We start from the raw sequence: 11,174 nt of genomic DNA, 5'->3' as shown, positions 1-11,174 counted from the left end.
TCAACCCCGGCGCCACCTACACCACCAGCGCCAACTTCTCCTACACCGGCACCAACACCGCCCCCACCGCCTTCACCGTCAACGGCACCCCCTGCGGGCCGCAGTCGAGCCCATCCCCGAGCCCCACGCCCCCGACCACCCCGCCGCCGACCACTCCTCCGCCGAGCGGGGCAGCCCCGGCCGTACACGTCGCGGGCAGCACGCTGGCGACGGCCGACGGCACTCCGATCACCCTGCACGGGGTCAACCGCTCCGGGGCCGAGTTCATGTGTGTCCAGGGCCACGGCATCTTCGACGGTCCGGCCGACCAGACGTCCGTCACCGCGATGAAGTCCTGGCGCATCAACGCCGTCCGCGTGCCGCTCAACGAGGACTGCTGGCTCGCCCACTCCAACGTCGACCCCGCCTACGCCGGCGCGACCTACATCAGCGCCGTCCGCAGCTATGTCGACCTGCTGCACCGCAACGGCCTGGTGGCGATCCTGGACCTGCACTGGACCGACGGGGCGTACACCGGACCGTCCGCCGGCTGCTCCGACGCCAACGCGACCTGCCAGAAGCCCATGCCGGACGCCGCCGGCGCGCTCCCGTTCTGGACTTCTGTGGCGCAGACCTTCAAGGGCGACGACGCGACCGTCTTCGACCTCTTCAACGAGCCCTACCCGTCCCGCGCCACGGGGAGCGAGGCCGGCGGCTGGGCCTGCTGGCGGGACGGCGGCAGCTGTCCCGGAATCGGCTTCCGGGTCGCCGGCATGCAGGCGATGGTCGACGCGGTGCGATCGACCGGTGCGGACAACGTCCTGCTGCTGGGCGGCCAGGAGTACGCCAACGACCTCACCCAGTGGGCCGCGTACCTGCCGGCCGATCCACTGCACAACCTGGCCGCGTCCTGGCACTCGTACAACTTCAACACCTGTGCCAACGCCGCCTGCTGGGACGCCCAGATCGGCCCGCTGGCGGCCCGGGTGCCCGTGGTGACCGGGGAGCTGGGCGAGAGCGACTGCGCGCACGGCTACCTGGACACCCTGCTGCCCTGGCTGGACCAGCACGGCGTCTCCTACCTCGCCTGGGCCTGGAACACCTGGGACTGCGGCAGCGGCCCGGCCCTGATCAGCTCCTACGACGGCACCCCGACGGCCTTCGGGGCCGGCTACCGCGCCCACCTGGCCGGCGGGTAGCAGACCTCGCCGATCAGGCGGACTCCCGCACCACCAGTTCCGTCGGCAGGACCGTCTGCCGGCGGAACCGGCCCGGCTGGGCGATCTCCTTGAGCAGCAGCTGGACCATCAAACGCCCCATCTCCTCGGTCGGTTGACGCACACTGGTGAGCGGCGGCTCGGTGTGCCGGGCCACCACGGAGTCGTCGAAACCGATCACCGCGACGTCCTGCGGCACCCGCCGGCCCGCCTCCCGCAGCGCCTGCAGCGCGCCCGCCGCCATCAGGTCCGAGGCGCAGAACACCGCGTCCAGGCCGGGCCGGCGGGCGAGCAGTTCCCGCGTGCCCTCGCGTCCGCCGCGCTCGGTGAAGTCCCCGTGGGCGACCAGCCCTTCGTCGGCGGGCACCGAGGCCTCGGCGAGCGCCTGCCGGTAGCCGGCCAGGCGCGCCGCGGCGCCCTCCATGTCGAGCGGTCCGGTGACCGTCCCGATGGCCGTCCGTCCCCGGGCGAGCAGGTGCCGGACGGCCGCCCGGGCCCCGCCCGCGTTGTCGGCGTGCACGTAGCTCAGCGGTTCCTCCGCCGAGCGGCGGCCGCCGAGCACGGCAGGCAGTTCGAGCCGCTCCAGCAGCTCGGGAAGCGGATCGTCCTCGTGCACCGAGACCAGCAGGACGCCGTCCACCCGGCGGGCGGTGAGGTAGCGGGTCAACCGTTCCCGTTCGTGTTCGTCGCGCACCAACACCAGCAGCAACTGGAGGTCGGTCCCCGCGAGTTCGGCGGAGACTCCGGTGATGATGTCGGCGAAGTAGGGTTCGGAGCTCAGTTTCGCGACGCTCTCCGGGATGACCAGCGCGACCGCGTCCGTCCGGGAGGTGACCAGGGAGCGGGCCGCCTGGTTGGGAACGTAGCCGAGCTCCGCGATCGCCTGCTCGACCGCCGCGCGGGCCTTGGCGCTCACCTTGGGCGAGCCGTTGACGACCCGGGACACCGTGCCCCGGCCCACTCCCGCCCGGGCCGCCACCGCCTCCAGGGTGGGGCGGGCAGCGGGTGGCTGCTGCGCGGCTCGGCTCATGATCCTTCTCCCGGCGGACGGCGGACGGCGGACGGCGGCGGGGCAGTCGGACGACACGGTCCGGTAACGGAGCCGATGTACGGCCTTGACACGCCCCTCGCGGCGAAGCAATCTTCCCACATTGCTGTGGGAGCGCTCCCACCTTTGGCGCTCCATCCAGTTCCGAGCACCGCCGGCCGCCAGTTGCGCGGCGCAGTCATGGACCAACCCCTGGACGAGGAGATCCGGCCATGCGGAGCCCCGGCACCACTCACGGCGGCAGAGCCGCCACCACCCTCCCCACCCGCGACGCACGCAAGGCGCGCGACGCAGGCCACGCACGCAAGGCGCGCCGGCCACTGCCGATCGCCGCGACCGCGGCCCTGTGCGCCCTGCTGGTCGCCGGCTGCGACAGCGCCGGCTCGACCACCACCGCCGCCCCGGGCGGCAAGATCACCCTGACCGTCGGCGACTACGGCACCTTCGGCTACAAGGAAGCAGGCCTGTTCGACGCCTACATGCGGGAGCACCCCGACATCACCATCGTGGAGCACAGCGTCGAGCAGGAGGCCGACTACTACCCGGCCCTGCAGACCCACCTCGCCTCCGGCAGCGGTCTGGACGACATCCAGGCGGTCGAGGTCGGCCGGATCGCCCAGGTGGTGAAGAAGCAGGCGGCCAAGTTCGTCGACCTCGGCAAGGCGGACGGGGTCGACAGGAGCGCCTTCCTCCCGTGGAAGTCCCAGCAGGCCACCACCGCGGACGGCCACACCATCGGCCTGGGCACCGACATCGGACCGATGGCGATCTGCTACCGCAAGGACCTGTTCCAGCAGGCCGGGCTGCCCACCGACCGCGAACAGGTCGCCAAGCTCTGGCAGGGCGACTGGGCCAAGTTCGTCGAGACCGGCAAGCACTACCAGGCCAAGGCCCCCGCCGGCACGTTCTTCACCGACTCCGCCGGCGGCCTGTTCAACGCCGTGGTGTCCTCCAGCACCACCCAGTACGACAACAGCAGCGGCCAGCTGGACTACAAGAACAGCCCCACGGTCAAGACGGCCTGGGACCTGTCCACGGGTGCGATCCAGGCCGGGATCAGCGCCGGCCTCAAGCAGTTCGACACACCGTGGTTCCAGGCCTTCGCCAACTCCCGGTTCGCCACCGTCGCCTGCCCGTCCTGGATGACGGCCATCGTCGCCGACAAGTCCGGGAGCGCCAACAAGGGCAAGTGGGACATCGCCGCCCCTCCGGCCGCCGGCAACTGGGGCGGCTCCTTCCTCACCGTACCGAAGGCGGGCAAGCACCAGAAGGAGGCCGAGGCGCTCGCCGCCTGGCTCACCGCACCCGCGCAACAGGCCAAGGTCTTCACCACGGTGGGCAACCTGCCCTCCAACCTCAAGGCGCTGGGCCAGCCGGAGGTGCAGAACGCCAAGCTCGACTTCTTCGGCGACACGCCCACCGGCCGGATCTACGCCGCCACCGCGCAGTCCATCCAGCCGACCGTGATCGGCGAGTGGGACGGCCTGGTCAAGGACACCCTCACCAACGGCGCCCTGCTCAGCATCGAGCAGCACCAGAGCGACCCCGCCAAGGCGTGGAGCAACGCGGTCAAGGAGATCGACGACAAGGTCAGCGACTGACGGCCGGCCCCGTTCTCCAGAGAGCGTTCTCCAGAGAGGTCACCACCATGCTCGACGAGGCCGTCCCGGCCACCGCCCCCGGCCCGCCACGCCCCGCTCCCCCGCCTCCCAGCCCCTGGCGCACCCGGCTCTACCGCTGGGACCTCAAGGCCTCGCCGTACCTGTACGTCGCACCGTTCTTCGTCTGCTTCCTGGCGTTCGGCCTGTTCCCGCTGATCTACACCGGCTGGGTTTCGCTGCACAGCGTCGACCTCCAGACGCCGGACCGGATGCAGTGGCGAGGCTTCGACAACTACACCCGGCTGTTCCACGACGACCTGTTCCGCAACGCCCTGCGCAACACCGTCACCATCGGTGTGCTGTCCACCGTGCCCCAGCTGTTGATGGCCCTCGGCCTGGCGCACCTGCTCAACTACCGCCTGCGCGGCCGGGGCTTCTTCCGGATCGCGATGCTCGCGCCCTACGCGACCTCGATCGCGGCGGCGACCCTGGTGTTCACGCTGCTGTTCGGGCGGGACTACGGGATGATCAACTGGCTGCTGGGCCACCTGGGCCTCGGCCACGTCGACTGGGAGGGCGGCACCTGGAGCTCCCGGGTCGCCGTCTCCACGATCGTCACCTGGCGCTGGACCGGCTACAACGCCCTGATCTACCTCGCCGCCATGCAGGCCGTCCCGCACCACCTCTACGAGGCGGCGGCGCTCGACGGCGCCAACCGGTGGCAGCAGTTCCGGCACGTCACCGTACCGTCCATCCGGCCCACCATCCTGTTCACCATCGTGGTCTCCAGCATCGGGGCCACCCAACTCTTCGGCGAGCCGCTGCTGTTCGGCGGCGGCGCGACCGGCCACAGCGGCGGCTCGGCCCACCAGTACCAGACCCTCGGGCTGTACCTGTACGACCAGGGCTGGTACGCCTTCCACCTCGGCCGGGCCGCCGCCGTGGCCTGGACGATGCTGCTGATCCTGCTGGCCATCGGCGCGCTCAACCTCGCCCTGGTCCGCATCCGCCGCGCCCGGAACGGGGGTTGAGCACCGATGGCCGTCAACCGGGCACGACGTGCGGGAGCACTCGGCCTCACCGGGGCCGGACCGTTCACGTACGCGGTGCTGGTCCTCGTCGCCGTCCTGTCCCTCTTCCCGCTGTACTGGACCCTCGTCGGCGCCTCGACCTCCGGCAGCCGGATCGCCCAGACCCCGCCGCCGCTGCTGCCCGGCGGGAGCCTGTGGCACAACCTCGACATCGCCTGGAACCAGGTCCACATGGGCCGGGCGCTGCTCAACTCGGTGGTGGTGGCGGGCTGCGTCACCGCCAGCACCGTGCTGTTCGCGACCCTGGCCGGCTTCGCCTTCGCCAAGCTGCCGTTCCGGGGCCGCAACCTCCTGCTGAGTCTGGTGGTGGCCACCATGACCGTGCCCGCCCAGCTGAGCGTCATCCCGCTGTACCAGATCATGGCGCAGTTGCACTGGACCGACCGGTTGCAGTCGGTGATCCTGCCCAACCTGGTCGCCGCGTTCGGGGTGTTCTTCATGCGGCAGTTCCTGTCCGAGGCGCTGCCGATCGACCTGGTCGAGGCGGCCCGGATGGACGGCGCTAACAGCCTGCGGATCCTGTGGAGCGTGGTGCTGCCGATCGCCCGGCCCGGGATGGCCGTGCTCGGCATGCTGGTCTTCGTGCAGTCCTGGAACGACTTCTTCTGGCCGATGATCGCGCTGAGCCAGAGCAATCCCACCGTCCAGGTCGCCCTGGCCGGTCTCGGCGGCGGCTCGTACGACTCCGACCAGGCCGTCATCCTCACCGGCTCGCTGCTCGGGACGGCACCGCTGCTGCTGGTGTTCGCCCTGCTGGGCAGGCAGGTCGTCGGCGGCATCACCGCCGGCGCCGTCAAGAACTGATCGTTCGTCAATTCCCCTTAGCGAAACCGGAGAATCCAGCCATGACTTCCGCACGGACCGGGGTGTCCCCGGTCGACACCACCGCAGCCGCCTTCCCCGCCGACTTCCTCTGGGGAGCCGCGACGGCGGCGTACCAGATCGAGGGGGCCGTCGACGTGGACGGCCGGGCCCCCTCGATCTGGGACACCTTCAGCCGGACCCCGGGACGGACGGCCGGTGGCGACACCGGCGACCGGGCCACTGAGCACTACCACCGCTACCGGCAGGATGTCCGGCTGATGAGCGAACTGGGCCTGGGCGCCTACCGGTTCTCGGTGTCCTGGTCCCGGGTGCAGCCCACCGGACGCGGGCCGGCCGTCGAACGCGGCCTGGACTTCTACCGGCGGCTGGTGGACGAGTTGCTGGAGCACCGCATCGAGCCTGCGGTGACGCTCTACCACTGGGACCTCCCACAGGACTTGGAGGACCTCGGGGGCTGGCCGGTCCGCGACACCGCGAGGCGGTTCGCGGACTACACCGCGCTGGTGGCGGACGCACTCGGCGACCGGGTGAGCCTCTGGACCACCCTCAACGAGCCCTGGTGCTCGGCCTTCCTCGGTTACGGCTCCGGGGTGCACGCCCCGGGCCGGGCCGACTGGACGGCCGCCCTGCGCGCTGCCCACCACCTCAACCTCGGCCACGGCCTCGCGGTCGAGGCGCTGCGCGCGGCCCTGCCCCGGGACGCGCGGATCGCCGTGTCACTCAACCTGCACGAGGTGCGGCCGCTCTCCGAGTCCGTCGCGGACCGCGAGGCCGCACGCCGGATCGACGCGGTGGGCAACCGCGTCTTCACCGGACCGATGCTGAACGGTGGCTACCCCGTGGACCTGGTCGTCGACACGGCACACCTGGTCGACTGGCCGACGCTGATCCACGACGGCGACCTTGCCACGATCGCCCGGCCGATCGATCTGCTGGGCATCAACTACTACACCCCCACCGTGGTTTCGGCCCTGCCGGACGGACCGGCCCCGGACACCGCGGCCGCGGGCGAGGCGGGCCACGGCGACGGCGCCCAGTCCCCCTTCGCCGGCTGCGCCGACGTGCTCTTCCACCGAGCGCCCGGCGAGCGCACCGCCATGGGCTGGCCGATCGACCCGAGCGGCCTGACCGACCTGCTGCTGCGCCTCCACCGCGAACACCCCGGGCTGCCGTTGCTGGTCACCGAGAACGGTGCCGCCTTCGACGACCGTCTGACGCCGGAGGGCGCGGTGCACGATCCGCAGCGCATCGAGTACCTGCGCGGGCACCTCGACGCCGTCCGGCGGGCGATCGCGGCCGGCGCGGACGTACGGGGCTACTTCCTCTGGTCGCTGATGGACAACTTCGAGTGGGCGTACGGCTACGGCAAACGGTTCGGTCTGTACTACGTGGACTACGCCACCCAGGCCCGGATCGCCAAGGACAGCGCCCGGTGGTACGCGGAGGTGATCCGCCGGGGCACGCTCCCTGACCTGGGTGTGTGAGCACGTCCGGATCCCTTGACGCCGGTCGTTCGACCGGCGAAGCTGGCAGCGGTGGGTGTACCGGCGCGCGATGGGTTCCCGGCGCGCGATGAGTTCGGGGTGCGGTTCCCGTATCGAGGATCGATCCAGGACGGCCCCATGTCCCAGCCCTTCCCCAGCACCGACCCCGCTCCGACACTGGCCGAGGTCGCCCGTCGGGCCGGTGTCTCCATCGCGACCGCTTCCCGGGTGCTGAACCGTTCCGCCCGGGTCTCCGCCGACGTGGCGGCCCGGGTGGAACGGGCGGCGCGCGAGCTGTCGTACGTCCGCCGTCGAGCTCCCAGCACCCGCGGCACCGGCGTGGTGGCCGTCGTGGTCTTCGCCGATCCGCTGCAGTACCACGCGGACGCCTTCCCGGTGCGGCTGCTGGCCGGCCTGCGGCGCTCCCAGCCCGGCGCGGAGCGGGAGTTGGCCGTCTTCACGGTGCCCAGGCGCTCGCGGCGGCCGCCGCTGGTGCGCTACCTGTGCGGCGGCCACGTCGACGGCGTGCTGCTGGTCGGCCCCTGGGGCGACACCGCGCTCATCCGGCTGCTGCACGCGGCCAAGGTCCCCGTGGTGTCGCTGGGCCGGCCGCCGGAGCCCGGCACGGTGGCGTTCGTGGACGCGGACAACCTCACCGGCGCCAGGGAGGCGGTGCGGCGGCTGTGCGCGTCCGGGCGCCGCTCGGTGGCCACCATCGCCGGGCCACCGGACACCGCCGCCGGCGCGGACCGGCTGGCCGGCTACCACCAGGCGATGGCGGCGACGCTCTCGTGCCGGCCCGCCGTGGCGTACGGCGACTTCAGCAGCGCCTCCGGTGAGCACGCGATGCAGTGGCTGCTGGACCAGCGCCCCGAGCTGAACGCGGTCTTCGCCGCCTCAGACCAGATGGCCGCGGGGGCCCTCAGGACCTTGCGCCGGCATGGCCTGCGGGTGCCCCAGGACGTGGCGTTGATCGGCTTCGACGACGCCCCCGTCGCGGCACGCTGCCGCCCGGGCCTGACCACCGTCCGCCAACCGGTGGAGGAACTCGGCTCCCGCGCCCTGGAGTTGCTGCTGCGCAACCCGGCACGCGGCGAATCGGTGGTGCTCCCCACCCGGCTGGTCGTCCGGGCCTCGGGCTGAACGCGCCGCACTCGCTGCGCCTCATTCCTGTGGTTCGTTTCCACTTGTTCGCATCCCTTGTACGGCGGTGGCAGCAATGAGAGCGTTAACCAATGAGAGCGTTAACACGTCCTTGCGTGTCGCGTCCTGAACTCGCGTCAACTGCCCAGTCCCAGAAGCTGGCACGTCGGGTAAAGGAGCGCTGGCCGAGCTGCCGCGTCGTCGTCGGGGACAACGACGTCAGCCACCAGCAGGAGCCGCTGTTCGCCGAGGCGCCCTGGCTGTACGTGCCGGTGCACGGCGAGGGCGAACTGCGGTTCCGCGACCTGCTGCACACCTTCCTGACCGACGGGGACCTCGCCGCGATCCCGACCCTTCACCTCCGCACCCCCGCACCGCACCGGATCGCAGCGGAGTCGGTCGTGATGAGCGAAACTTTCGAAAGGCCTGTGGGCTTGTAAGTTACCGCTCACCCCGGGGAAGTCAGCGGGAATCCCGCTGGCTGCATAGGCCGTTAAGCTCCCGACCAGGTCCTTTCTTGAGAGGAGCAGGACTGGTCGCGGTCGACACTTTCGCTTGCCCTGCCGAAAGTGTTGACAGCTTGTCGAGTGCAGGCCAACACTATCGTGCGGTTGGCCGCGGCTCCGGACCTCGGCCACAGTCGCCAACTCGCGCCGGGAAGCACGACGTTGACGAACCACCGGTTTTCCCTGTGCCGCTGCCGCCATGCGGTGTCGCTCGGCCGACCCATCCGTTCACGGTCATCGGTGGCGCAGGGTCGCACCCCCGCACCCCCACCCATCGGCAGAACGGATCATCCCGTGAACCCTCCCCACCCCAAGAGCCGCAGGGTTGGCCGCGTCCGGCAGTTCGCCGGCAGGGCGCCCGTCCTCGTCCCGGCCCTCGCGGTCGTCCTGCTCCTGCCCGGCACCGCCGACGCCGCGACCGTGACCACGAACCGGACCGGCAGCGACGGCGGGTACTTCTACTCGTTCTGGACCCAGGGCTCCGGTGCCGTCTCGATGTCGCTGAACGGCGGCGGCCACTACGGCACCTCCTGGACCAACGCCGGCAACTTCGTAGCCGGCAAGGGCTGGAGCACCGGCTCCCGCAACCCGGTGACCTACTCGGGCACATGGAGCACCAACGGCAACGCCTACCTGTCGCTCTACGGCTGGACCACCAACCCGCTCGTCGAGTACTACATCGTCGACAACTACGGCTCCTACAAGCCCACCGGCGCGTACAAGGGCACCGTCACCAGTGACGGCGGCACCTACGACATCTACGAGACGACGCGGTACAACGCCCCCTCGATCGAGGGCATCAGGACCTTCAACCAGTACTGGAGCGTCCGTCGGGCCAAGCGGACGGGCGGAACCATCACTGTCGGGAGCCACTTCGACGCGTGGGCCAGGTCCGGCATGAACCTCGGCAACATGAACTACGAGATCCTCGCCACCGAGGGCTACCAGAGCAGCGGCAACTCCGACATCACCGTGGGCTCCGCCCCCGGCGGGGGCAACGGCGGCGGCACGCCGGGCGGGGGAATCAACTCCGGCACGGTCTACACGCTCTCCGACGTGGCCGCCGGGCACGTCCTCGACGAGCCCGCGGGGCAGAACGACAACGGCACCCAGCTCCAGGTGTGGGACGCCGGCGGCGCCGCCAACCAACAGTGGCGGGCCGACCGGAACGACGACGGCTCCTACACCCTCACCAACGTCGCCAGCGGCCGGGCCCTGGACGAGCCGAGCGGCCAGTCGGGAAACGGAACGAGGACGCAGGTCTGGGACTCCAGCGGCGCCGCCAACCAGCACTGGCGGGCCGACCGGAACGACGACGGCTCCTACACCCTCACCAACGTCGCCAGCGGCCGGGCCCTGGAGATCCCCGGCGGTCAGACCGGCAACGGCACTCCCGTCCAGGTCTGGGACTCCAACGGCGGTGCCAACCAGCACTGGAACTTCGGTTGAGCCGGGCCGCGGGGCACGCGGCATCCCTTGCGCAGCTCGCGTTAACGCTCACAAGCGTCTGACGGCTCATCCGCTCATGAAGGAGTTCCCCATGCGTGCACGAAAGTCCAACCGTGGGCAGTTGCCCACCGTGCTCACCGTCGTGGCGGCGCTGGTGGCCATGCTCGGCGTCACCACCGCACAGGCCGCCGACACCGCTCGGGCAGCCACCAGCGGCGCCTTGCGCGGCGTGGGTTCCGGCCGGTGCCTCGATGTGCAGGATGCCAGCCGGAGCGACGGCACGTCCGTCCAGATCTACGACTGCTCGAACGGGGCGAACCAGCTCTGGACGTCGACCTCCGGCAACCAGCTGACGGTGTACGGCGACAAGTGCCTGGACGTTCCGGGCCACGCCACCACGGCCGGTACCCGGGTGCAGATCTGGAGCTGCAGCGGCGCCGCGAACCAGCAGTGGCAGGTCAACTCCGACGGCACGGTGGTCGGCGTGGAGTCCGGGCTGTGCCTGGACGTCACGGGCGCCGGCACCGCCAACGGCACGGCGGTGGAGATCTGGCCGTGCAACGGCGGCGGCAACCAGAACTGGACCGGCCTGTCCGCCTCGGCCCCGCCGGGCGGCAAATGTGCCCTGCCGTCGACGTACCACTGGTCGTCGACGGGCGCGCTGGCGCAGCCGGCGAACGGCTGGGTGTCGGTGAAGGACTTCACCGACGTGGTCTACAACGGCAAGCACCTGGTCTACGCGTCGAACGTGAACGGCTCCTCGTACGGCTCGATGATGTTCAGCCCCTTCACGAACTGGTCGGACATGGCCTCGGCCCCCCAGACCGGGAT

Annotated in this window: 10 protein-coding genes; 9 read left to right on the top strand and 1 reads right to left on the bottom strand. The window is 71.0% G+C overall.

What is annotated here, in order from left to right; translation table 11 throughout:
* Window positions 1-1,178, top strand: a 1,178-nt coding sequence (locus tag ACWCYO_RS38795) for a glycoside hydrolase family 5 protein (protein ID WP_449786835.1), incomplete at its 5' end; no start/stop codon positions are given.
* A 13-nt stretch (window positions 1,179-1,191) separates the two neighbouring features.
* On the opposite strand, the gene ACWCYO_RS38790 is transcribed toward ACWCYO_RS38795, so the two are convergent.
* Entirely contained in the window at window positions 1,192-2,226 is a 1,035-nt protein-coding gene (locus tag ACWCYO_RS38790; protein ID WP_449786834.1) for a LacI family DNA-binding transcriptional regulator, read from the bottom strand.
* A 230-nt stretch (window positions 2,227-2,456) separates the two neighbouring features.
* Between ACWCYO_RS38790 and ACWCYO_RS38785 the strand changes: the two genes are divergently transcribed.
* The 8 genes from ACWCYO_RS38785 to ACWCYO_RS38750 form a co-directional block, all read left to right on the top strand.
* Window positions 2,457-3,845, top strand: coding sequence for an ABC transporter substrate-binding protein (locus tag ACWCYO_RS38785; RefSeq protein WP_449786833.1), 1,389 nt, complete (start codon window positions 2,457-2,459; stop codon window positions 3,843-3,845).
* Window positions 3,846-3,892: 47 nt separating this feature from the next.
* Window positions 3,893-4,876 (top strand): carbohydrate ABC transporter permease, encoded by a 984-nt coding sequence (locus ACWCYO_RS38780; RefSeq protein WP_449786832.1) that lies wholly within the window; start codon window positions 3,893-3,895, stop codon window positions 4,874-4,876.
* 6 nt (window positions 4,877-4,882) lie between these two features.
* Window positions 4,883-5,740, top strand: a complete 858-nt coding sequence (locus ACWCYO_RS38775) for a carbohydrate ABC transporter permease (protein ID WP_449786831.1) — start codon at window positions 4,883-4,885, stop codon at window positions 5,738-5,740.
* Between the two features lie 41 nt (window positions 5,741-5,781).
* Complete coding sequence (locus ACWCYO_RS38770) at window positions 5,782-7,245, top strand: glycoside hydrolase family 1 protein (RefSeq protein ID WP_270140138.1); 1,464 nt, start codon at window positions 5,782-5,784, stop codon at window positions 7,243-7,245.
* A 138-nt stretch (window positions 7,246-7,383) separates the two neighbouring features.
* The gene (locus ACWCYO_RS38765) at window positions 7,384-8,388 is read left to right on the top strand and encodes a LacI family DNA-binding transcriptional regulator (protein WP_270140140.1); all 1,005 of its coding nucleotides are present in this window, start codon (window positions 7,384-7,386) and stop codon (window positions 8,386-8,388) included.
* A 116-nt stretch (window positions 8,389-8,504) separates the two neighbouring features.
* Window positions 8,505-8,828: a hypothetical protein gene (locus ACWCYO_RS38760; protein ID WP_270140142.1), complete on the top strand. Its 324-nt coding sequence runs from the start codon at window positions 8,505-8,507 to the stop codon at window positions 8,826-8,828.
* 360 nt (window positions 8,829-9,188) lie between these two features.
* Window positions 9,189-10,343: a glycoside hydrolase family 11 protein gene (locus tag ACWCYO_RS38755; RefSeq protein WP_449786830.1), complete on the top strand. Its 1,155-nt coding sequence runs from the start codon at window positions 9,189-9,191 to the stop codon at window positions 10,341-10,343.
* 91 nt (window positions 10,344-10,434) lie between these two features.
* Window positions 10,435-11,174 (top strand): non-reducing end alpha-L-arabinofuranosidase family hydrolase (locus ACWCYO_RS38750; protein ID WP_449786829.1); only part of this gene is annotated, 740 nt, incomplete at its 3' end.

Source organism: Kitasatospora sp. NPDC001683 (assembly GCF_053596495.1).
Note: the sequence above shows the minus strand (reverse complement) of the source record. Positions and strands in the feature narration are given on the sequence as shown.

Excerpts from the sequence above, each read along its gene's own strand:
- ACWCYO_RS38790 (WP_449786834.1), bottom strand. The coding sequence starts at position 2,226 with ATGAGCCGAGCCGCGCAGCAGCCACCCGCTGCCCGCCCCACCCTGGAG.
- ACWCYO_RS38785 (WP_449786833.1), top strand. The coding sequence starts at position 2,457 with ATGCGGAGCCCCGGCACCACTCACGGCGGCAGAGCCGCCACCACCCTC.
- ACWCYO_RS38780 (WP_449786832.1), top strand. The coding sequence starts at position 3,893 with ATGCTCGACGAGGCCGTCCCGGCCACCGCCCCCGGCCCGCCACGCCCC.
- ACWCYO_RS38775 (WP_449786831.1), top strand. The coding sequence starts at position 4,883 with ATGGCCGTCAACCGGGCACGACGTGCGGGAGCACTCGGCCTCACCGGG.
- ACWCYO_RS38770 (WP_270140138.1), top strand. The coding sequence starts at position 5,782 with ATGACTTCCGCACGGACCGGGGTGTCCCCGGTCGACACCACCGCAGCC.
- ACWCYO_RS38765 (WP_270140140.1), top strand. The coding sequence starts at position 7,384 with ATGTCCCAGCCCTTCCCCAGCACCGACCCCGCTCCGACACTGGCCGAG.